The sequence below is a fragment of the Gordonia sp. 852002-51296_SCH5728562-b genome, assembly GCF_001665475.1.
Lineage (GTDB): Bacteria > Actinomycetota > Actinomycetes > Mycobacteriales > Mycobacteriaceae > Gordonia > Gordonia sputi.
In genome coordinates this window covers 32,202-53,837 of the sequence record NZ_LZMI01000061.1, presented here as the reverse complement: position 1 = coordinate 53,837, position 21,636 = coordinate 32,202, and the positions used below count along the sequence as shown (strand labels likewise).

Genomic DNA, 21,636 nt, shown 5'->3' with positions numbered 1-21,636 from the left:
ATCCAATCCCTGAACGCACAAGCAAGCCCGCCCGATGACGGGCACGAGAGAAAGAAGTCGTGACATGACCGGCACACCCGATCCGAAGCTCGCAGGCCTGAACGTCGAGGGCAACATCACCACCGACTCCGTCGAAGACACCAACCACGACGGTGTGCCCGAGACGGTCCACATGCACGACGACGCCGGAAACAAGATCGACGCGGTCATCGGCGACAACGGCGACGTGACCTTCACCGAGAACGGCAAGCCCGCCGGAACGGTCACCGCCGACGAGCTGAACTCGGGTACCCAGGACTCGAGTGCCCAGGACTCGAGTGCCCAGGACTCGGGCGCCCAGGACTCGGCTACACAGTCGGCTGACTCCTCCGCGCCGACGGAAACCCAGGTCCCCGAATCGAATTCGGAGCACGACGCCAAGCCGAACATCACCTCGGAAGCGCCCTACTCCGAGAAGTCTGACGCCGAGAAGTCTGACGCCGAGAAGTCTGACGCCACGCCCCCTGTGAGCCCCGCGGATGCGCACTCCGACACCTCGTCGCCTTCGGAACCGGCTCCCACCGCAGCACCGCCGGAGGCAGCGGCACCGACTGAGGCAGCCGCGCCGACCCATGCCGCTCCGCAGGCCGAGGCCCAGGCACCGACCGAGGCCCAGGCACCGACCCAGGCCGCCGCGCCGACCGAGGCCGCGGCGCCCCAGCAGACTCCCGCTGAGTCGGAGAATGGCCTGCACGTTGATTCAGCTGTCGACACCGACGGTGACGGCAACGCCGACGTCGTCCACCTCACCGACGATGCGGGAAATCACCTCAACGCCTACCTCGACAACGCGGGCAACGTCACGCTGGTCGAGGGTGACGCCAACCATGACGGCAAGGTGGATACGGTTGCCTACGCCGGCGAGGACGGCACCACGATCGTCGAATCCGATACCGATGGCGACGGACACGCCGACCTGCGCTCGATCCTCGACGAGCGTGGTGAGGTCCGTGAGGTCGACACCCTCGACACCCACGGCAACGTCACGAGCGCCACGCTGGATCTGAACCAGGACGGCACCCCCGACGTCAAGCTCATCGACACCGATCACGACGGCAAATTCGACACCACGGTCCTCGACGTCGACCACGACGGCGTTCCCGACACCGTGCTTTCCGACACCGATGGTGACGGCAACGCCGACACCGTGAGCTACATCTACGGCGGCCCGGACGGCGCCACCGATCCGTCGGCACACGACGAGTCGCACGAGACGTACGGCACCGACTCGCACACCTACGACGATCACGCCACGCACAACGACGCTCACGCCGATCTGCACGGAGACGCATCCGTCTGATCGACCATCAGTCTGCTTGTCCTGCAGTCTGATCGACCGTCGAATCGGCGGGCCACCAACGTTCGAACAACGCCGGGCGGCAGCCCCAACGCAGATCGCGGGGGCAGCCGCCCGGCGTTCGTCGCGGCGCGTGCGCGTCGTTCACCCATGCAGAAGGCGGACATTCGATGACAACCACTGTTCCGATGCGCGGCAGCGTGAGCGTCGAATCGCGTGTGTACGCGCTCGGTGACACGACGCGGATCGCAGTGGGATCGGCCCTCGACAACGACATCGTCGTCGACCACCGGGATGTGCGCGAACACCATCTCGTGATCGAATGGCGTGACGACACATGGCATCTCGTGAGTGTCGACGGGGCAACGCTCGTCTCGTCGGGTGCCGCGGTGGTTGATCTCCCGATCACCTCGACGGCAGCGGTACATCTGGGGCCGCCGTTGCCACCTGAGTGGGAAGCCTGTGCGTCTGCCAGATTCGACGCCCCGCTCGCGACCGAAGACATCCAGCATGACCCGTTCACCGACACGCGAGCAGTGACACTCGTCGGACGTGCCCCTACGAACAACCTCGTCGTCGACGACGTGCTCGTCTCCCGACACCACGCCCGCCTCATCAGCGGGTCCGGCGCGCTGCATCTCGAGGATCTCGGCAGTGTCAACGGCACATTCGTCAACGGACACCGGATCGGGCGAGTGGCAGTCACCGACGGCGACACCGTTACCGTCGGTAACACCGACCTCGTCGTCAGCCGCAGCGGTCTCGTCGCAGCTGAAAACGCTTCCGGGCCAAACGCTTCCGACTACAGCGCTTCTGGGTCCAACGCTTCTGGGGGCGGCCTGCAGGTCGAGGGCATCGGACTCGTCGTCGACCGCACCAAAGAACTCCTTCATGACGTCGATCTCGTCGCCCGGCCGGGCACGTTGACAGCACTCGTCGGCCCATCCGGCGCGGGCAAGTCGACACTGTCGAAGATCGTCGCCGGCCTGACCGCTCCGACGTCGGGTCGGGTGTTGTTCGACGGACACGACGTCCACGCCGAGTACGAGTCCCTGCGCACCCGCATCGGTATGGTGCCCCAACACGACGTGCTGCACCGCAAACTGACTCTGCGGCAGGCACTTCGGTTTGCCGCCGAGCTTCGGCTCCCCGAGGACCTTCCCGAATCCGAGCGCGACCGCGTGATCGCGGGAGTGCTCGGCGAACTCCAACTGTCCGAGCACCTCGACACCCGCGTCGACGCGTTGTCGGGTGGCCAGCGCAAACGAGCGTCGGTGGCGATGGAATTGCTCACCGGCCCTTCGCTTCTCATCCTCGACGAGCCGACGTCGGGTCTTGATCCGGCACTCGACAGACAGGTCATGGCCACGCTGCGGCGACTCGCCGACGCCGGGCGCACGGTCATCGTCGTCACGCATTCGCTGACCCTCCTCGCCATGTGCGATCAGGTGTTGTTGCTCGCACCCGGCGGCAAGACGGCGTTCTGCGGACACCCTGCCGAGGTCACGCCGGCGATGGGGAGTAGCGACTGGGCCGAGATATTTGCCTACGTCGCAAGCCATCCCGACGATGCCCACCGCAGGCACCTCGCGCGGGCCGACGGACACGTCTCGCATCGACACCGTTCGACGCCGAGCACGCGGGTCGTGCGGACGCCTCCCCAGACCAGCGCTCAGCGCCAGGCGAGCACGATAGCGCGGCGGCAACTGCGACTGATCCTTGCCGATCCCGGTTACCTTGCCTTTCTCGTGGTGATGCCGGTCGTGTTGGGGCTGCTGACGTTGGTGATCCCCGGCAGTGCCGGTTTCGGCGTAAACACGGCGCAAGACACCGCGGGCGAATCGCTTCAGGTCCTCGTCATCCTGGTGATCGGTGCCTGCTTCATGGGAATGGCGCTGACCGTCCGCGATCTCGTCGGTGAACGCGACATCTTCGAACGTGAACGCGCAGTGGGACTTCGACCCGGCTCGTACCTGACCGCCAAGATCGGCGTCTACTTCGGCGTGGCGATCGCGCAATCGGTGGTGATGGTGGTGATCTGCTATCTGGGCAAGGGGCTGCCGTCCGGAGGTGTCGTCGGAGCGGCGCCGGTCGAGTTGCTCGGCGCGGTCGCGCTCATCGCCTGCCTGAGTACGGTTGTCGGACTTGCCATTTCGGCCGCGGTGAAATCCAACGAACAGACGATGCCGCCGTTGGTCATCCTCGTCATCTCGCAACTTGTGTTCTGCGGCGGGCTCTTTCGGCTCAGCGCGCCGGGTCTGTCGCAGCTCGCGTGGCTCTTCCCGTCGTACTGGGGGTACGCAGCATCGGCGATGGCGGTGGACCTGCCGTCAGTCGCCCCGCTGGCCCCACAGACACGTGGGGCGCACCTCTGGGAGCCCGCATTCGGCAATGCGCTCCTGACTACGAGTGCGCTCGCGTTGCTCGGCGTGCTTCTGATCGCGTACACGGCGTCGAAGCTCCAGTTGAAACGATAACGACCCGAGTGACCTACCTCACAGAAGGTTTTCGACGCCGCGCGGCACATTCGGAGGGTGTCGGCGCATCCAATCTCTGACGGTGCGAGAAGCGCGCCGAACGATCTGAGGAGACGCGATGTACCCCAGCCAGAACCAGCCGATGCCCGCTTACCGTGGCGCAACCCAGGCCGGACTCGACGGCCGCACCACCGTGATGCGGCCATCGGGTCGTGACCTGAATGCGGCTTCCGTGCAGCGCCCATCGCTGCAGGAGAACCCGTCGACGTCGTGCCCGCCGTCGAACATGGGTTGGGCGGCCGCGGCGCTGCTCTTCTTCTGGCCGCTGGCCTTCGCGTCATTCAGCAATGCGGGCAGTGTCGCGACGCTCTGGCTCTCCGGCGACCGCGTCGGCGCGCAGCACGCGTCCGACCAGGCGAAGAAGCTCGGAAAGTACTCGTTGATCGCGTTCGCGGTACTGTTCGTGCTGTCGATCGTGCTTTACGTCGTGGTGATCGCATCGGCGGTGTCATCGATGTCGGCCTACCGCGCCTGACACGCACCTGGCAGCATCTAACCGAGAAAGCCGGCGCGCAGTCGAACAAACAGCCGCCCGCTACGAACGAAGGAGACACGGATGAGCGCTGAGGACGACTCCATCCTGACTGCGCTGGGCATCTCGCCCGACGACGTGCAGGCCCCTCCGCCGGGAGTGTTCGAGCACGCGCTGTACGCAGCATTCGAGTCCGACGCCCCGGCCGACGACAGCACCGTCCCCGACATGGACGACGAGCCCGTCGTGCCGGCTGACGACGGCGTTGTCGTCGAGGACGGCATCTATCACGAAGACGGCCAGAACCACGACGGTCACAACGACGGCGGCCACGACAACGGCGATGGCCACAACGACGGCGGTGCGGTGTCGGCCGATCCCGCGGTCCTGCACGACGACGATCCGACGTTGCAGCACGACGATTCGACCGGCCACGACGTCGACCTCGCCGACCACGATTACGGCGATCACGACGGTGGTAGTGGACATCACGACGGGGGCGACTACCACCTGTGAATCGACCGACAAGCATGACGCGCGGGAAGCAAGCGCAATGAGCAAAGTACTGGACAACGTACGTAGTCTGCGCACCGGTGGCACCCGTCACCGGTGCGCAGGCGTGTGATTGATCGAGAGCATCTGTGGACGAAGCGGCACTCGTGATGGCTGCCCGCGACGGCGACCAACGCGCCTTCGCGGATCTGGTCAACGCCCATCGCAACCAGATCTGGGCCGTCTGCTTGCAGATCTGCGGGAACCAGCACGACGCCGAGGACGCGCTCCAGGCGACGCTGCTCGCCGCGTGGCGCAACCTCGACAAGTTCCGCGGCGAGGCGAGATTCTCCACCTGGATGCACCGGATCGCAGCCAACAATGCGCTCGCGTTGATCCGCAAGCGTAAGGCGAACACCACGCTCACCGACTTCAGCGATCCCGAGGCGCCGGTGACGCTCGACGCCGATGACTCGGCCCCTCGGTTCGACGAGCAAATCGCGCTGCGCGATGCGTTACGCGATGCGCTGCAACAACTTTCCGACGATATTCGTGAGGCCGTCGTTCTGCGCGAGTTCGGTGACTTCAGTTACGCCGACATCGCCGAGCATCAGGGCGTCGGCGTGCAGACGGTGAAATCCAGGCTCAACCGTGGTCGCACACAGCTCGCACAGTATCTCCGCGTCAACACGACCGTGGAGCCATAGCGCGCGTTCGGATGTCGTTACTGCTGCCAGGGCTGTGCTGACCGCGGATCAACGTAGTCACGACGACGGTGGTCGCCGAGAAGAGCGAAATCCTCAGCGACAGTTGCGGCCAATTCGACGAACGCGCGCCGCGTCGACTTGGCAAGGAGATCAAGATCGACCTCTGCACCCTCGGACAGGTGGTCGTCGAACGGGATCACCTGCACGGCACGGGTTCGTGCGAGGAAGTGTTGCGCCAGTTGGGTGAGATCGATGCTGGCGCTGCCACGTCGGGGTCCGCTCAGGACGACAATCGCCCGTGACACCAGGTGGCCGTAGCCGTGCGCTTCTAGCCAGTCGAGGGTCGCGCTGGCGCTGCGTGCACCGTCGAGGGCGGCCGTCGAGACGATGATCAACGAGTGCGCGAGGTCGAGGACGCCGTCCATCGCCGAATGCGACAGTCCTGTTCCGCAGTCGGTGAGGATGATGTTGTAGAAGCGCTCGAGAACCTGAATCACCGTGCGGTAGTCCTGCTCGTCGAACGTCTCTGCGGTGGCCGGATCACGTTCGGAGGCAAGGACTTCCAGTCGACTCGCAGACTGTGACGTGTGTCGTCGGACATCGGAGTAGCGGTGGATCTGCTCGTCGAGGAGAACGTCTTGCACCGTCGACGATGTCTGCTGCGGAACACGCTGTGACAGCGTCCCGAGGTCGGGGTTGGCATCGACGGCGATCACGCGATCGCCTCGCAGACTGGCGAACGTCGAGCCGAGACCCACTGTGGTGGTTGTCTTTCCGACGCCTCCCTTGAGTGACAGCACCGCGATCCGGAAGTCTCCGTGGACCGGAGCATTGAGCTGCCTGACCAATTCGTCGTGATACACCGTTGCGCGCGACTCGCTGGGGCTGATCGTGCCTCCGGAGATGCGGTGCACCGTGCGTCGCCAGCCCGATCGCGGTGGTCGACGTGCCTTGCGGAGGAGCATGCCGGAGTCGAGTCCGGGTGCGTACTGATCCTGCGGCGCAACGGGTCCGCCGAAGTGCGGCGCTCCGAATCCTGTGGGGGCCCCGAATGCTGTTGGGACACCGAATCCTGTGGGGGCCCCGAACTGATGGGGTACACCCTGCGGTTGGCCTTGCTCGGGTGGGGTCTGTTGGGGCGGCCCTTGTTGAAGTGCGGCAAACGGGGGGCCGGCGTGTGGTGGCAGTGATTGAGGTGGCACTGCGTGAGTCGGATCAGTAGGTGGCCGACGCTCCGTGGTTGTTGGCAGCGGGACCCACGAGGGAATTGGCGGCGTTTGCGGTAGCGCAGACGTGGCCTCAGGAACTGTCGGATGCTGGCCGGGGGGTGGTATGGGCACGTTCGGCGTCGGCGGCACCACCGGACCTACGGTTGCCCGGACATCAGATTCCTCGCCACCGGAACGCGACTGCTGGTATTGCTCAGTGTCTGATTGGTTGACGTCGTCGTCGTCGATCGAAGGTGGCGGGACGTGAGTACCGCCACCCAGCCATGGGGGTACGGTAGGCACCTGGTTGTTGTTGACCGTCACGTTTGGCCTCGCAATGTCGGGGTTCGGACCCGACAATACAGTGGTGTCTCCTGAGGGCGCTGAATCGCAGTTGCGTGACCCAGGGTGAGCGCTGGAGTGCGAATATCCGTGCCGAAGTCGGCCGGTTGGGAATGGACGCATGTGGCGAGCGCGGAGAATCGAAAGTAGGTGACTGGGCCAGCGTGCCGGACGTGCAGACACTGTCGGGGCAATGACAGTGCTTCAGCCAATCGAGGGCTTCGAGCCGGGAGGTGCACTTCCAAAGGGATGAGCCCGTCGGGATGTTGAAGTCCGAGTACAAAATCTTGCGCTCTGTGGCCAGCGATCTTGAGCGGTCGCGCGAAAGGCCTTGCGCGGGGTTCGAGCGGCGGACGGCGCAGTCCTAATTTCGATCGGGTCGGAGTGGCCGACCAACAACCAGCCGGTCCCCAGGTGTGATCGTGCGAGATCACCCGATCACCCGATCACCCGATCGCGCCGCCCTGATCGGACAGCAGGTCCTTCGGTATCTGCTGGCCCGAGCGGATGGCGTCGAAGAATTGTTTGGTGTTGTCTCCCACGGCAAGTGAGTCGCCGTCGTCGGTCTGTTCCGGACCGCCGGTCGGTGTGGTCGTGGTGATCGGATCATCGCTGAGCCACCACCCGAGCATGCCCAGGTTCCACAGGTGCGTCGAGTTGTCGACGGTCAAGCCGTCGACCGCACCGCTGATGAACGGGAACAGGCGGAACGGGTTGAGCAGCACGCCTGGGCTGGTGGCCTTCGACATCAAGGCCGACAAGAACTTTCGCTGATTGACGACGCGCTCGAGGTCGGCGTTGGGGAATGCTCGGGTGCGGACCAAACCGAGCGCCTGTTGCCCGTTGAGATCGTGACACCCCTTGGTCAGGTTGAGTCCCGCCTTGGGGTCGTGGAGCGATTGGTCGATGCAGATGTTCACGCCGCCGACAGCGTCGACGAGGGTGTCGAACCCGCCGAAGCCGATCTCGGCGTAGTGGTCGATCCGGATGCCGGTGAGTTGCTCTATGGTTTTCGCCAGCAGTTGCGGACCGCCGAAGTTGTAGGCCGCGTTGATCTTGTAGCTGCCCTGACCGGGGATCGGGACGTAGAGGTCGCGCGGGATGCTGATCAGCGTGGCCTTACCGCTGGGGGGCTTGTACGCGAGCATGATGGTGTCGGTGCGTGACCCGTCGCTGTCGCCGGTCGCGAGATTGTCCTTCTGCTGCTGGGTCAATCCCTCGCGGGAGTCGCTGCCGACGATCAGCCAGGTTGTGCCGGGGGTGTCGGAGGGACGGCCAGCGTAACCGGGCAGAGCGTCGACGCGGTGCAGTTTGCTGTCGTAGTAGAAGAACAGTCCCAGCGACCCGAGGACGATCACGAGCAGGATGATCAGGATGATCCTGCCGATGCGTCTGGGTCGGCCGAGCTTCGGTCGACGGAACTTCGGCATGCGGCGTCGAGCTGGCGACGCGGGGGCTGCGGTCTGACCACGATCCGGACGTCGCGGGGGAGCAGACGATCCGCCGCGCGACCGGCGGTCGTCGGGCGACACCGGCTCGGGCTTTTGCGTACGCGCGTACGCGCGTGCGGCACCGGCACCCGCCGCTGCACCCGCTGCTGCGCCGACCGCGGCGTGCGAGGGCTTGGGGTTCACGGGTCCGGCGTGATCTGCGCCGCGCGGGGAGGGCTGTCGTGAGGGTCCGGGAGGCGCGGGGCGTCGAGGACTCGGTTGCGGGGGCCGGGCACGATCGGGCGCCGCCGACCACGCCAACGGTGGCTGGTACTCCGCAGCGCGTCGACCCCGATCGTTTCCGTTGGCCCCCGGCACCTGGCGGGTCGGGTCGTAGGCATTTGGGGGTGCGGCGTTCGGGGGTGCGGCGTTTGGATGGGCGCCGTTTGGGGACGCGGGACGTCGAGGCTGTCCCTGTTGCCGTGGGTCGCCCTGGCGAGCGGGATGCGGTGCGGGAGTGCGAGGTCGTTGGTCAGCGGGCGGCTGCGGTGCGGGATTTCGCCGCTGACCTGCGGGAGCGCGGTCTCTTCCAGGCGGCACGGGCGCCGGATTCCGCGGCTGCTGCTCGTGCGGCGACGGACCACCGCGGCGCCGCATGTAGCGCGGATCTGGCTCGTTCATCAGATCAAATGTACGCGGGCGCCTGGGCACCAAGCGTCATTCACACAGCGCACGGGCCGATCGCGTGTGCTCAGCCGACCCAACCGAGGTGATCGTGGAGCAGTGCGTACCCGACGAACGCCACGACGTCGATCACCGCGTGCGCGATGACCAGCGGCCACACCCGGTTGGCGAGCTGGTAGTAGCGCCCGAAGACGAGACCCATCACGACGTTCCCGATGCCCGCGCCGACACCCTGGTACAGGTGATAACCCCCACGCAGTAGGGCGCTCGCGGCCAACGACGCGTTCTCCGACGCGCCGAGCTGTCGCAGCCGCGTGATGAAGTAGGCGACGACGATGATCTCCTCTGCGGCGGCATTGCCGATTGCGATGGCGATCAGCACCGGCCAATGCCACCACGGACCGTCGACCTCGCTGGGGACGAGGTGAGCGTTCATTCCGAGAGCTCGTGCCGCGGCGACGAGCGCCAACCCGGGCAGTCCGATCGCGGCAGCGAGCACAAGACCCGGCGGGACGTCGCGGCCGCTGAGGCGGGCGAGTCCCACGGTGCGCAGGCGCAGGCCGGACCGCCAGAGGAGATAGACGCCCAGTCCGGCGATCGCGAATAGTCGTAGCACGCTCATGAGCTGCCGCAGGAAATCGATCAGCCCGACGGACGAGCGGCTCGGATTGAGTGCGACCGTCGCGTTGCCGACACCGCTGGTCAGCTGCAGTTCGATCAGCGAGAGGATCGCCGAGATCGCCGAGAAACCGAAGGTCAGCACGCCGACGATGACGAGTTCGACGATCAACGCACGCCGCTCGCGGGGGTCGTCGACCACCTCGACGACTCGCTGCGGCGCTGGTCGGAGGATCGCACCGACCCCGCGCCTCACGTCGACCATGGCCGACAGCCTACGGCGCCGGGCTGGGGCGGGGTTGGGCTGGAACCCGGGGAAGGGTCGCGCGGGTGGGCCGGACCCCGTGGGGGTGCGTGGCCGTCGCGCAGAAACTAGGGGAAGAGTGCGCGGCGGCGAGCTGGACCCCGTGGGGTGCGTTGCCGTCGTGCAGAAACTAGGGGAAGGGTTCTTTCCCCGACTCTTGTACCTTTGCTCGAGTTGTTTCGCGCGGAAGGGCAAGCGACTAGGGGAAGGGTCGCGCGGCCGCGCTGGAACCCGGGGAAGGGTCGCGCCGTCAGTCGGGAACTCGGGGAAGAGTTGCGCGACCGCGCTGGAACCCGGGGAAGGGTCGCGCCGTCAGTCGGGAACCCGGGGAAGAGTTGCGCGGCGGTGGGCTGACCGCCGCTGTGGGTGTGGGCCGTCGTGCAGAAACTAGGGGAAGGATTCTTTCCCCGACTCTTGTACCTTTGCTCGATTTGTTTCGCGCGGAAGGGCAAGCGACTAGGGGAAGAGTCGCGCGGCCGCGCTGGAACTGGGGGAAGGGTTGCGCGAGCGGGCTGGAACTCGGGGAAGAGTTGCGCGGCCGCGCTGAAACTCGGGGAAGAGTCGCGCGGCCGCGCTGAAACCCGAGGAAGAGTCGCGCGGCCGCGCTGGAACCCGGGGAAGAGTCGGGCGCGCGGTCGGGCAGCCCTCCCGACCGCGCGCCCTGGCAGTCCAGTCGATCTAGACGAGGGGGTCTTCTGATTCGACTGGGCGGGGGTGGTCTAGTTAATCCGGCAGGCTGTTCATAAACGGACAGCCGGCCAGGTTGCGCAGTGCTCGCGACAACTCGCTGACGTCGTTCACCGGATGGGGGAACGGGAGTCGGACGTCGGAGTCGCCGGCCGAACCCTCGACGCGGAACCGTAGTCCGAAGCGGTCGAGTCCGAGTGGGCGTACCCGGCCCTGCCGCAGGTGACGCGGAAGTCGACGTGCGAGTTGGTCGACGATGTCGGCGTGCGCGGCGTCGAGGTGACTGATCCAGTCGTTCTCGTACTCCCAGAACGGATCCGGCTCTGCGCGAGCGAGTTCGTCTGCGGCGACCGACGCCGCACCCGCGCCGCATGCGACAACGGCGGTCTCGATCTGCAGTCGCATCATCGACCGCCCGTGACCGATGTCGAGGAGTCCTTCGTCGGGGTGCTCGGTGGCGATCTCGACGGCGAGGTCGCGTTCGAGATTGGCCGGGACGTGGTGCAGGCGTCCGTTGAGCCAGATCAGGGAGCGGACCCGTTCGCGCAGGTCGATGGGTGCGCAGTCGGTGACCTCGACCATCGCGGGCAAGCCGTCGGGACTCTCGACGGCCGCTCGCATCGCCGGTCCCCCGGTGGGGACCAGGATGAACGCCTGCGTGTCGAAGAGGTGGACCAGGTCGACCTGGGTCGGGGTGGCGAGGTCGGCCTCGTGGCTGTGCAGTGCACTCTGCGACGGCTCGACGGGTGATTCGACGGCCAGCATCGCGCTTCCCGCCCTTCGACATGCGGTGGCGATGACCTCGGCGTCCGTCGGTCTGTCGGTGACGGCTCGTGTCATGCGGTACTCACTCCCGGTCGGCTGATGTGCTGTCCAGCTCATAATAGGTAACCCTAACCTAAAGTCGCTTCGGGTGATCCGTCAATGGTTGCAATCGCGTGGAATCTGACGAGGGGGCTGCCGCTTTCGGTGCAGCGCTCGGCGTCGAGCGGGCGCTTCTTCGACGTTTCGTCGACGGTCGACGGTTTGTCTGCGCAGGTCAGGGAGATGTTCACTTTGTGTCGACTAAGCTCGGGTCGTGTCAGTGTTCGCGTACTTCGGTCCGGCAGGGACCTTCACCGAGATGGCGTTGGACAAGATCCTCGCGACCGAAACGGGCGCCGCAGGGGTTCCGCGCCGCGACGACAGTGACGAGGTGTCCAAGGTGGCGGCGCCCAGTCCGGCCGCCGCGATCGCGATGGTCCGCGCCGGAGACGCCGACTTCGCGTGCGTCCCCATCGAGAGTTCGCTCGAGGGATCGGTACCGGCGACGATGGACGCGCTCGTCCCCGACGGTTCCAAGCGTGTGCAGGTCGTCGCCGAAACCGTGCTCGACGTCGCATTCGCCATCGCCGCTCCCACGGCCATCGATGCGTCGCAGGTGAAACGGATCGCCGCGTACCCCGTCGCGTCGGCTCAGGTCCGATCCTCCGTCGAAAAGCTCTATCCGGGAGCCGAATTCGTCATCGCGTCATCGAATGCCGGTGCGGCACAAGATGTTGCCGCCGGTAAGGTCGACGCCGCGGTGACCACGCGCCTGGCAGCAGAACTGTCGGAGCTGACCGTGATCGCCGACGACGTGTCGGATGCTGTCGACGCCACGACGCGATTCCTCCTCGTCGGCAGACCGGTGTCGCCTCCGCCGCCGACCGGCACCGACCGCACCGCCGTGATCCTCGAACTGCCGAACGAGCCCGGTAGCCTCATGTCGGCGATGAATCAATTCGCTTCGCGTGGAATAGATCTCACTCGAATCGAATCTCGACCTCGGCGCGATCCGGATACCGGCGAGTCCAATCCCGGACAGTATCGATTCTTCCTCGATGCCGTCGGACATATCGACGACGACGCGGTGGCCGAAGCGCTTCAAGCGCTCTATCGCGACGCCGAGCACATCGTGTATCTGGGGTCGTGGACGGCGCGCGGCGTGATCGGCTCGCCGCCGCCGGATCATCGACCGGGCATGGAGTGGGTCTCGGCGATGCGTCGAGGAGATGGAGATGTCGAGGATGGTGATGACTGATGGCCCGTCTGTATTTGGTTCGCCACGGCGAGACAACGTCGAACGTGATGCGTCGACTCGACACCGCACTACCCGGCGCCGCGCTCACCGATTTCGGTGTGCGACAAGCAGTTCGGTACGGCTTGGAGAATCAGGTCGAGCGCACCGGTGACGCCGGGCCGGTGCTGCTGAGTTCGCAGGCGACGCGCGCCCAGCAGACCGCAGAGGTCATCGCGTCGGTGTGGGGCGCCGACGCCGAAGTCGTGCCCGGGGTGCACGAGGTGCAGGCCGGCGAGCTCGAGGACCGCACCGACGACGAGGCGCACGGCGCCTTCCGCGAGATCCTCGACCGCTGGTACTCGGGCGACCCCGACGCCCCGATCCCCGGCGGCGAGTCGCTCACGATGGTGTTCGAGCGGTACCTGCCCGCGGTCACCGATCTCGCGCAGCGCTACCTCAGCGGACCCGACGCCCGCGACGTGTACCTGGTCAGCCACGGCGCGGCGATTCGACTCGTCGCCGCACACCTCGCGGGCATCGACGGAAAGTTCGCTGCCGCAACGCATTTGCCCAACACCGGCTCCGTCGAGTTGGAGTACACCGACGGCCTGTGGGTCCCGCACCGCTGGGGCGCCACCCGCGCCCCGTTCGCACTCGTCGACGAGCCCCTCGTCGCCGACCCGATGGGGTAGGTGGCCGGGGCGCGCGGCGGTTGCGTGGGACCGGGGCGGGCCGTGCCGGCGCTCCGACGCGCGGGAAGTAGGGGAAGGTTTGTGCCGCTGGGGGTTCAGCCCCGCGGGGCGTGCGCGCCGTCGTGCGGGAAGTAGGGGTGCGGGAAGTAGGGGTGCGGGAAGTAGGGGTGCGGGAAGTAGGGGTGCGGGAAGTAGGGGAAGGGTTCTTTCCTCGGGTTGTGTACGTTTCCGTGAGAAACAACGCGAGCAAAGGCACGAGAGTCGGGGAAAGAATCTTTCCCCTAGTTTCTGCGCGGCGCGGTGCACCCACCGCCGGGTTCAGCGCTGCGCCGTGCAGGTCGGCGGGGTTCTGCGCGACGTCGCGCAACTCTTCCCCTAGTTCCAGCGCGCTGGCGTGGCTCTTCCCCGGGTCCCGTGCCCTTGCGCGAGAAACAACTCGAGCAAAGGCACAAGAGTCGGGGAAAGGTTCTTTCCCCTAGTTTCTGCGCGACGCGGCGCGACCTCCGCGCCCCGGCCCGCGCCCAACTCCGACGCGCCGCGCTCCTACCCTCAGCCCCAGCCGTGCGCGTGGAGCCAGGCGTCGTCGATGCCGAAGTGGTGGGCGATTTCGTGGATCACCGTGACCGCGACCTCGTGGACGACCTGCTCGCGGGTGTGGCACATCCAGAGGATCGGCTCGCGGTAGATGGTGATGGTGTCGGGTAGGAAGCCGCCGTAGTCGTGGTCGCGGCTGGTGAGCGCGACGCCCGAGTACAGCCCGAGAATGTTCGGCAACTCGGGGTTGTTCGGCTCGACGAGGATCACCACGTTGTCGATGGCGTCGGTCAGTTCCTTCGGGATGGTGTCGAGTGCATCGGACACCAGGCCCTCGAACTCGTCGTCGGACATGGCGACGGGCATGGGTGTACTCCTGATCAGCCCGCGGGGGCGGGGACCTCTTCGGGGTTCGGTTGGATGCCGGGCGGTAGTGGGACCGGTGTGGGCAGGACTCGGCCGGGGGGTGCCTGCGGCGGCGGTGCCGGGAGCTTGCCGTTGATCAGGAGTGTCTGGCGCGCGTCGCCGACGAGCGTCGCGAATCCGCCGCGGTCGGGCAACCCGATGTAGCAGACCACCTTGCGGCTGCCCGCGAGCCAGCTCGGCTCGCTGATCACCGACCACTGCGTGTTGAGCGTGGTGGCGTCGAGCTTCTCCTTGCCGCCGAGGAATCGCTGCGCCTGCGCGGGGCAGATTCCGGCCAAGAACTTGTTCTGCTCGTCGATCTGCGGCCACGGCTTGCCCGACGTCCGGTTGCCGAAACGTGCAGACAGGTCGACGATGCCGGTCGTCTGGAACGCGTGCGGCTCACTGCAGCCGACGACCGTGGCGGGCACCGTGGGGCGTCGAGTCTGCTGATCGATACCGATGCACGTGCCCGGTGGCCACGAGAACGATTGGTCGTTGTCGACGACGCGGCCGGTCACCTGGTCGGGCTGACCACCCTTGCCGGTCTGCTGCAGTCCGCAGCGTAGTTCGCGAGCGCCCTTGTCCCACTGCGCTTGTGAGGGGAACATCATGCCGACGGAGAAGCGCCCCTGGGGATCGAGTTTGCCCTGCAGATAGTCGTCGACGATGACCGGGCATTGCTCGTCGCGGATCGCGGCGAATCGCTCGGCGCCGGGCCACGCCGCGGAGTCGCCGAATTCCGATCCGGGAAGGACCGCGGTGTTGAGCGGACCGGCAACCTCGAAGCGATGCGGTTGGTCGCACCCCACCTTCGACGGCTGGCCGGGCTGCCCGTCGGGCCAATCGAGGCAGTCGCCCGCGACCGACCGAGTGAACGCGTTCTGTGTCAGGCGCTCGTTCTCGCCGATGTCGGTGCTTCCGACGTTCCCGTTGTCGGTGAACGAGCCGAGCGCAAACGCGATGCCGCCCGCGACGATCGCACCGATCACGATCGCCGCCAGCACCACCCGCATCGGGTTCGCGGCGAGCGCTCCAGTCACCCCGCGTCGACGCGTGGGTTCTGCGGTGGCGGCGTCGTCGGCGACGGGTCGCTCGGCCTCCGGTCGGTCACTCTCACCGGCCCCAGCCTCAACACCCGCTTCGTCGGCGATGGGTTCGAACTCTTCGGTGACCGGCTCGAGCTGCTCGGTGACCGGTTCGACGTGGTCGGTCGCCGAGGGGTCGGGCGTCTCGTCGTCGGACACCTTGTCGGGATCGTCGTTCATCGGCATCCATCATGCACTTTCCGAGCGTCCGGGTGCGCCGATACCTGTGCTTAGACTCGGACGGGTGAGCGCAGACGACCCCGAACCGAGTGCCGACGTCCAGGAACTGGCCGGACGACTCTTCGACATGGCCCGCTCGGGCGACGCCGCATCGCTTGCCGCCTACCTCGACGCCGGAGTGCCCGTTGACCTGCGCAATCAGTCGGGTGACTCGCTGCTGATGCTCGCCGCCTACCACGGGAACGTCGAGGCGGTGACCGCTCTCGCCGAGCGCGGCGCCGACGCCGACCTCGCCAACGACAAGGGCCAGACGCCCCTTGCGGGTGCCGTGTTCAAGGGATTCGACGACGTCGTCGCGGCATTGGTGAAGGCCGGAGCCGACCCTTTCGCGGGAACCCCGAGCGCCGACGACGCGGCGTCGATGTTCGGCCGAGCCGACTATCGCGGGCACTGGCAGTAGGCGCGGCAACGTCCGACGATCCGCCCGCCGGACGCTCCAGTATCGTTGACAGGCGTGATCGACCTCAAAATCGTCCGCGACGACCCCGACCTCGTCCGCGCCTCGCAGCGCGTCCGCGGAGAAGACCCCGGCCTCGTCGACGTTCTGCTCGACGCCGACTCGACGCGTCGATCAGCCATCGTCGAAGCCGACTCGCTGCGCTCCGAGCAGAAGGCGCTCGGTAAGCAGGTCGGCAAGGCGTCCGGCGACGAGAAGGCAGCGCTGCTGGCCAAGGGCAAAGAGCTCGCCGATCAGGTCAAGGCTGCGGTCGCGCGGCAGAACGAGGCAGACGAGGCCGCGTCGAATGCGCAGCGCGCGATCTCCAACATCGTCGAGGGCGCGCCTCCCGGAGGCGAGGACGACTACGTCGTTCTCGAGCACGTCGGTCAGCCGCGGGAGATCGAGAATCCCAAGGACCACCTCGAACTCGGTGAGTCGCTCGGCCTCATCGACATGGAGCGTGGCGCGAAGGTCTCCGGCTCGCGGTTCTACTTCCTGACCGGTCAGGGCGCGATGTTGCAGCTCGGACTGCTCACGATGGCCGCGCAGAAGGCCACGGCCAATGGATTCACGCTGATGATCCCGCCGGTGCTGGTCCGCCCGGAAGTGATGGGCGGAACCGGCTTCCTCGGCGCACACGCCGATGAGGTCTACCACCTCGACAAGGACGACGATCTCTACCTCGTCGGAACGTCGGAGGTGCCGCTCGCCGGCTACCACATGGACGAGATCATCGACCTCTCCGACGGCCCGAAGCGCTACGCCGGATGGTCGACGTGTTTCCGACGCGAGGCGGGTAGCTACGGCAAGGACACGCGCGGCATCATCCGCGTGCACCAGTTCGACAAGGTCGAGGGCTTCGTCTACTGCAAGCCCGAGGACGCCGCCGCCGAGCATCAGAAACTGCTCGGCTGGGAGAAGGAGATGCTCGCCGCGATCGACGTCCCGTATCGGGTCATCGACGTTGCCGGAGGCGACCTCGGGTCGTCGGCCGCACGCAAATTCGACTGTGAGGCATGGGTTCCCACGCAGCAGACGTATCGCGAGCTGACCTCGACGTCGAATTGCACGACGTTCCAGGCGCGTCGCCTGTCTATTCGGTACCGCGATGAGTCGGGTAAGCCGCAGGTCGCCGCGACGCTGAACGGAACGCTCGCGACCACGCGGTGGCTCGTTGCGATCCTGGAGAACCATCAGCAGGCCGACGGTTCGGTTGTGTTGCCCGACGAACTCGCGCGGTTCGTCGGTACCGACGTACTCAAGCCCCACGCCAAGACTCAGTAGCGCGGTATGACGCGTGGTGTGACGGCGACCTGGTCGCGGTGTGTGCTGGTGTCGCGATGACAATGGGAATCATCATCGCGGTGATCGGTGCGCTCTCGTTCGCGGCGGCATCTGTCCTGCAGGCGCTCGGCGCGGAGCGGGTGGCGCAGCGTGCTCAGCACAGGTCCGAATTGCGTTCGACCACACCACATCCGACGCTGCGCTCGACCGCTGCGACGATGCTGACGGTGCCGTTCCTCATCGGATTCGCGTTTGACATCGTCGGTTTCATCGCGACGATCGTGTCCGCGCGACTGATCCCACTGTTCCTCTCGCAGACCATCATCTCCGCGCGCATGGTCGCGACCGCGGTGCTCGCCGCGATCGTGCTGAAGGTGACTCTCACTTGGAGAGAATGGGTTTCGGGGGCGGTGGTCATCCTCTCGCTGATCCTGCTCGCGATATCTGCCGGGCGCGAGGGCTCCGACTACGACGCCTGGATGGGATGGGCGACGCTCGTCGCCGGACCGTTGCTGATCGTGATCGGCATCGTGGGAGCGCGCGTGCTCAAGCGTCGAATCGCGGCTTTCGCGGGACTCATCGCGGGCGCGATCTTCGGGGTCATGGCCGTGGCTTCCCGTGTGCTGACGGGTGTTTCACCGTTGCAGCCGGGAGTGCTTTTCACCGACCCCGCGCTCTATGCGCTCCTCATTAGTGGCATCGGCGGTTTCTATCTGTTCACCGTTGCGCTGCAGACGGGTTCGGTCAATGGCGCGGCCGCGGCGCTCGTCGTCGGACAAACGGTGCTGCCGGGCGCTGTTGGCATCATCTTTCTCGGCGACGTCACCCGCTCGGGCTGGGGGCCTGCCGCGATCGTCGCCTTCGTGGCCGCGGTCGTCGGCGGTGTGATCCTGGCATCGTCGGGCGCCGTGACCGCCGTCGAGAAAGCGGAATCGGTCAACCTGCCCGCCGGCTACGGGCACGGCAGCTGATACGTCGGGCCGTCGCGTTGCCGTGAGGTCCCGTTCTCTCCACGCGGATGATGAATACTGAACCGCATGGTCATCGGCATCGTTGCTGCGATCCTCGCGGCGTTGGCGTACGGCACGGCGTCGGTGCTGCAGGCGCGCGGTGCGCAGAGCGTCGAGGACGGCACGGTCGGGGCAGCGCCGTCGTTGCGTTCGACGATCACGGCCATGCTCACGGTGTCGTTTCTGCTCGGACTGGTTCTCGATGTGGTCGGCTTCGCTGGAAACCTGGTCGCGGACAGGCTCACTCCACTCTTCCTCGCGCAGCCCATCGTGAGTGCGAATCTGGTTGTCACCGCGGTGTTGGCGACGGTGGTCCTCGATGCCCGACTCAGCCGTCGAGAGTGGACCGCGGTGGCCGTCGTGGTGATCGCGCTCGTTGTGCTCGGTATCGGCGCTGGCGAAGAGGGGCACCGCGACCACAATTGGCTGCACTGGGCACTACTCGGGGTAGGTGTCGGGCTCTTCGTGGCGGTCACTGCCGTGACCAGAGTGATTCCGAGGGGAGTCGCCGTTGTCGCGGGACTCGGCGGCGGTGCACTGTTCGGTCTGATGGCCGTGGCGATCAGGATTCTCGACGGCGTCGACCCGTTCGACGTCGGCGCGATACTCACCGACCCGGCCGCATACGCGGTGGCGATCTGCGGCGTCGGCGGGTTCTATCTGTTCACCGTCGCGCTGCAGACCGGGGCCGTCAGCGCCGCGGCGGCGTCGATCGTGGTCGGCGAAACGGTGGTTCCCAGCGCGCTGGGGATTGCGCTGCTCGGCGACAGCACACGTCCCGGCTGGGCGGTGCCGACGCTGATCGCGTTCGCCGCCGCGGTGAGCGGCGCGATCGTCGTCGCGACATCGTCCGCCGTCGAGGCGACGGAGTCCGCGGCCTGACGACGCAGGCCGCGGATGGAGCTGTGGCGCTGGACCACCGCTGATCGAGCTTGTCGAGATCACCAGCGGGGGCCCACCGCTGATCGAGCTGGACTACCGCTGATCGAGCTGAACTACCGCTGATCGAGCTTGTCGAGATCACTCGCCGCGCGGGGGTGGTTTCGACTCGGGTGTTCGCTGCGCTCACGCCCGCTCAACCAGCGGGGGTCAGCCGCCACCGCTGATCGGGCTGGACTACCGCTGATCGAGCTGAACTTCCGCTGATCGAGCTTGTCGAGATCACTTGCCGCAGCGGGTGTGGTTTCGACTTGGGTGTTCGCTGCGCTCACGCCCGCTCAACCAGCGGGGGCCTCCACCGCTGATCGAGCTTGTCGAGATCACCAGCGCCCGGCGGTCAGACGCTCGCCGCGCTGGCGGTCACCTGCACGCGGTGGGCGTCGTTGAGGTTCTCGACGGCCGCCTCGATTTCGGCGGCGCGCTGCTGGCCGTCCCAGCCGAGGATCTCGGCCATCGCGTCGCCGAGTTCGGTGAGTACGGCCGCGGTCACTCCGCCGACGAAGGCCAGATCTGTTCTGCGCAGCAGGATGTCGCTGATGTGCACGGCCTGCTCCGTCTCGATCATGTAGCGCAGCTCCGCCGTCGAGAGACCGCTGGCGGGCAGCGGTGCGTCGGGGCCGGCGGTGATCGCTGCGATGACCTCGCTGGCGCGGGTGCCGTAGCGGGTGAGCAACTCGTCGGCGCGGTCGGCGGGAACGTCGCCGCGTCGACTTGCCACCCATGCCCGACGTTGCGCGTCGGTGGTCGGGTAATCGCGGCCGCCGCCGATGGGCAGGCCGACGGTCGAGACCTGTCGGGCCGCGCCGAGCAGCTCCATGATGCGATCCGACAACTGCTCGCCGAGGGCGCGGAAGGTGGTCCACTTGCCGCCGACCAAGCTCAGCACGGGAACCGAAACCCCGGGCAGCTCAGTACGTTCGACGTTGTAGTCGCGCGAGACGAAGCCCGGCGTCGTGTCGTCGTGGCGGGGCAGCGGGCGGATGCCGGAGAACGAGTACACGATGTCGTCGCGGGAGACGGCGATATCGGGGAACACGTGCCTGATGAGGTCGAAGAAGTAGTCGATCTCGTCGTCGGTGCATCGCGTCGGCTTGCTCGGGTCGGCGTCGATGTCGGTGGTGCCCACCAGAACTCGATCCTTGAGCGGGTAGATCAGCACGATACGACCGTCGGAGTGCTCGAAAAAGATCTCGCGTCCACGAGTGGCCTCGACGAGGTCGGGGTGATCGAGAACGATGTGAGATCCCTTGGTGCCGCCCATGTATCGGGTGTCGCCGCCGAGCGCGTCGTTGGTGAGATCGGTCCACGGACCACTCGCGTTCACGATGACCTCGGCAGACACGGTGAACTGTTCACCGCTGACACGATCGGCGAGCACCACCTCGCCGTCGCGAATCGCGATGGCTTCGACGTGGTTGGTCGCACGGGCGTGCGGGCCGGTGGCCAGACCGTCCTTGAGGACGTCGAGTGCCAGACGCTCGGGATCGTGCACCGATGCGTCGAAATAGGTTGCGGTGTAACGAATGCCGGAGTTCAGTCGCGGCATGTCGGCGCGGGCCTTGTCGCCTGCGCGGAACTTGTGACGCGGCACCCGGCGCTTGCCCGCACCGGAGAAGGCGTCGTACATGACCAGTCCGGCCTTGATCAACGCCGCGCCCCGCTCGTTGGGTTTGCCGGTGTTGTGGGTGAGAAAACGCCTCGGCGCGTTGAGGATTCCGCTGAACGTCGAGAAGATCGGGACGGTGGTCTCGAGAGGCTTCACATAGTGGGGTGCGATCTCGAGGAGTCCGTTGCGCTCGTGCACCGACTCACGGACGAGTCGGAACTCGCCGTTCTCCAGGTAACGGATGCCGCCGTGGATCATGTGGCTCGACGCCGACGACGCGCCGCTGACCCAGTCGTCGCGCTCGACGAGCACGACGTCGATGCCCTGCAGTGCGAGGTCGCGGAAGGTGGAGATGCCGTTGATGCCGCCACCGATGATGAGGACCTGTGCCGACGGGCGCTCGGTGAGCGTCGCGACGCCTGGCCGGAGCGGTGCGGTCGAGGTGGTGTTTTCGGTCATGATTCCATCCTGATGGTCACTGCACATAAGAGCAATACTTCTGAACATATGTGCACGGGTGGGTTTTGCTGGTAGAACGTGT

18 protein-coding genes are annotated in these 21,636 nt (G+C 66.5%); 11 read left to right on the top strand and 7 right to left on the bottom strand.

Annotation, left to right across the window (positions count from 1 at the left end):
- Window positions 1–64 precede the first annotated feature (64 nt).
- The 5 genes from A5766_RS10875 (at window position 65) to A5766_RS10855 (ending at window position 5,544) form a co-directional block, all read left to right on the top strand.
- The gene (locus tag A5766_RS10875; protein WP_064861900.1) at window positions 65–1,339 is read left to right on the top strand and encodes a hypothetical protein; all 1,275 of its coding nucleotides are present in this window, start codon (window positions 65–67) and stop codon (window positions 1,337–1,339) included.
- A 167-nt stretch (window positions 1,340–1,506) separates the two neighbouring features.
- Window positions 1,507–3,813, top strand: a complete 2,307-nt coding sequence (locus tag A5766_RS10870; RefSeq protein ID WP_005206174.1) for an ATP-binding cassette domain-containing protein — start codon at window positions 1,507–1,509, stop codon at window positions 3,811–3,813.
- Window positions 3,814–3,931: 118 nt separating this feature from the next.
- Window positions 3,932–4,348: a CD225/dispanin family protein gene (locus A5766_RS10865; RefSeq protein WP_005206176.1), complete on the top strand. Its 417-nt coding sequence runs from the start codon at window positions 3,932–3,934 to the stop codon at window positions 4,346–4,348.
- Window positions 4,349–4,429: 81 nt separating this feature from the next.
- Window positions 4,430–4,861 (top strand): hypothetical protein, encoded by a 432-nt coding sequence (locus A5766_RS10860; RefSeq protein ID WP_005206178.1) that lies wholly within the window; start codon window positions 4,430–4,432, stop codon window positions 4,859–4,861.
- A gap of 125 nt (window positions 4,862–4,986) precedes the next feature.
- Entirely contained in the window at window positions 4,987–5,544 is a 558-nt protein-coding gene (locus A5766_RS10855) for an RNA polymerase sigma factor (RefSeq protein ID WP_005206179.1), read from the top strand.
- A 17-nt stretch (window positions 5,545–5,561) separates the two neighbouring features.
- Here the strand turns inward: A5766_RS10855 and A5766_RS24680 are convergent, their stop codons facing one another.
- The 4 genes from A5766_RS24680 to A5766_RS10835 form a co-directional block, all read right to left on the bottom strand.
- A complete protein-coding gene (locus A5766_RS24680; RefSeq protein WP_414652006.1) occupies window positions 5,562–7,055 on the bottom strand; it encodes a MinD/ParA family ATP-binding protein in 1,494 nt (497 codons plus the stop codon).
- A gap of 485 nt (window positions 7,056–7,540) precedes the next feature.
- The gene (locus A5766_RS10845) at window positions 7,541–8,728 is read right to left on the bottom strand and encodes an LCP family protein (RefSeq protein ID WP_231894617.1); all 1,188 of its coding nucleotides are present in this window, start codon (window positions 8,726–8,728) and stop codon (window positions 7,541–7,543) included.
- A gap of 547 nt (window positions 8,729–9,275) precedes the next feature.
- Complete coding sequence (locus A5766_RS10840) at window positions 9,276–10,091, bottom strand: CPBP family intramembrane glutamic endopeptidase (RefSeq protein WP_039855685.1); 816 nt, start codon at window positions 10,089–10,091, stop codon at window positions 9,276–9,278.
- 762 nt (window positions 10,092–10,853) lie between these two features.
- Window positions 10,854–11,657, bottom strand: a complete 804-nt coding sequence (locus A5766_RS10835) for a DUF2470 domain-containing protein (RefSeq protein ID WP_039855686.1) — start codon at window positions 11,655–11,657, stop codon at window positions 10,854–10,856.
- 238 nt (window positions 11,658–11,895) lie between these two features.
- Here A5766_RS10835 and pheA point away from each other — a divergent pair, with 238 nt between their 5' ends.
- Complete coding sequence (gene pheA / locus A5766_RS10830) at window positions 11,896–12,879, top strand: prephenate dehydratase (RefSeq protein ID WP_039855688.1); 984 nt, start codon at window positions 11,896–11,898, stop codon at window positions 12,877–12,879.
- Window positions 12,879–13,550: a histidine phosphatase family protein gene (locus tag A5766_RS10825; RefSeq protein WP_005206191.1), complete on the top strand. Its 672-nt coding sequence runs from the start codon at window positions 12,879–12,881 to the stop codon at window positions 13,548–13,550. Before pheA ends, A5766_RS10825 begins: the two co-directional genes overlap by 1 nt.
- A gap of 549 nt (window positions 13,551–14,099) precedes the next feature.
- On the opposite strand, the gene A5766_RS10820 is transcribed toward A5766_RS10825, so the two are convergent.
- Both A5766_RS10820 and A5766_RS10815 read right to left on the bottom strand, forming a co-directional pair.
- Window positions 14,100–14,450 carry a metallopeptidase family protein gene (locus A5766_RS10820; RefSeq protein ID WP_005206192.1) on the bottom strand — a complete coding sequence of 117 codons (351 nt, stop codon included), beginning with the start codon at window positions 14,448–14,450 and terminating at the stop codon, window positions 14,100–14,102.
- 14 nt (window positions 14,451–14,464) lie between these two features.
- A complete protein-coding gene (locus tag A5766_RS10815) occupies window positions 14,465–15,757 on the bottom strand; it encodes a septum formation family protein (protein ID WP_039855690.1) in 1,293 nt (430 codons plus the stop codon).
- Between the two features lie 64 nt (window positions 15,758–15,821).
- On the opposite strand from A5766_RS10815, the gene A5766_RS10810 reads away from it, so the two are divergent.
- The 4 genes from A5766_RS10810 to A5766_RS10795 all read left to right on the top strand — a co-directional run bounded on the left by A5766_RS10810 (window position 15,822) and on the right by A5766_RS10795 (window position 19,432).
- Window positions 15,822–16,217, top strand: coding sequence for an ankyrin repeat domain-containing protein (locus A5766_RS10810; protein ID WP_039855714.1), 396 nt, complete (start codon window positions 15,822–15,824; stop codon window positions 16,215–16,217).
- 54 nt (window positions 16,218–16,271) lie between these two features.
- Entirely contained in the window at window positions 16,272–17,540 is a 1,269-nt protein-coding gene (serS, locus tag A5766_RS10805) for a serine--tRNA ligase (protein WP_064904710.1), read from the top strand.
- A gap of 56 nt (window positions 17,541–17,596) precedes the next feature.
- Entirely contained in the window at window positions 17,597–18,511 is a 915-nt protein-coding gene (locus A5766_RS10800; RefSeq protein WP_005206206.1) for a hypothetical protein, read from the top strand.
- Window positions 18,512–18,577: 66 nt separating this feature from the next.
- The gene (locus A5766_RS10795) at window positions 18,578–19,432 is read left to right on the top strand and encodes a DMT family transporter (protein ID WP_064861559.1); all 855 of its coding nucleotides are present in this window, start codon (window positions 18,578–18,580) and stop codon (window positions 19,430–19,432) included.
- Window positions 19,433–19,826: 394 nt separating this feature from the next.
- Here A5766_RS10795 and A5766_RS10785 read toward each other — a convergent pair whose 3' ends face one another.
- A complete protein-coding gene (locus A5766_RS10785; protein WP_005206210.1) occupies window positions 19,827–21,554 on the bottom strand; it encodes a glycerol-3-phosphate dehydrogenase/oxidase in 1,728 nt (575 codons plus the stop codon).
- Between the last annotated feature and the right edge of the window lie 82 nt (window positions 21,555–21,636).

Excerpts from the sequence above, each read along its gene's own strand:
- A5766_RS10875 (WP_064861900.1), top strand. The coding sequence starts at position 65 with ATGACCGGCACACCCGATCCGAAGCTCGCAGGCCTGAACGTCGAGGGC.
- A5766_RS10870 (WP_005206174.1), top strand. The coding sequence starts at position 1,507 with ATGACAACCACTGTTCCGATGCGCGGCAGCGTGAGCGTCGAATCGCGT.
- A5766_RS10865 (WP_005206176.1), top strand. The coding sequence starts at position 3,932 with ATGTACCCCAGCCAGAACCAGCCGATGCCCGCTTACCGTGGCGCAACC.
- A5766_RS10860 (WP_005206178.1), top strand. The coding sequence starts at position 4,430 with ATGAGCGCTGAGGACGACTCCATCCTGACTGCGCTGGGCATCTCGCCC.
- A5766_RS10840 (WP_039855685.1), bottom strand. The coding sequence starts at position 10,091 with ATGGTCGACGTGAGGCGCGGGGTCGGTGCGATCCTCCGACCAGCGCCG.
- A5766_RS10835 (WP_039855686.1), bottom strand. The coding sequence starts at position 11,657 with ATGACACGAGCCGTCACCGACAGACCGACGGACGCCGAGGTCATCGCC.
- A5766_RS10825 (WP_005206191.1), top strand. The coding sequence starts at position 12,879 with ATGGCCCGTCTGTATTTGGTTCGCCACGGCGAGACAACGTCGAACGTG.
- A5766_RS10820 (WP_005206192.1), bottom strand. The coding sequence starts at position 14,450 with ATGCCCGTCGCCATGTCCGACGACGAGTTCGAGGGCCTGGTGTCCGAT.
- A5766_RS10815 (WP_039855690.1), bottom strand. The coding sequence starts at position 15,757 with ATGAACGACGATCCCGACAAGGTGTCCGACGACGAGACGCCCGACCCC.
- A5766_RS10800 (WP_005206206.1), top strand. The coding sequence starts at position 17,597 with ATGACAATGGGAATCATCATCGCGGTGATCGGTGCGCTCTCGTTCGCG.
- A5766_RS10795 (WP_064861559.1), top strand. The coding sequence starts at position 18,578 with ATGGTCATCGGCATCGTTGCTGCGATCCTCGCGGCGTTGGCGTACGGC.
- A5766_RS10785 (WP_005206210.1), bottom strand. The coding sequence starts at position 21,554 with ATGACCGAAAACACCACCTCGACCGCACCGCTCCGGCCAGGCGTCGCG.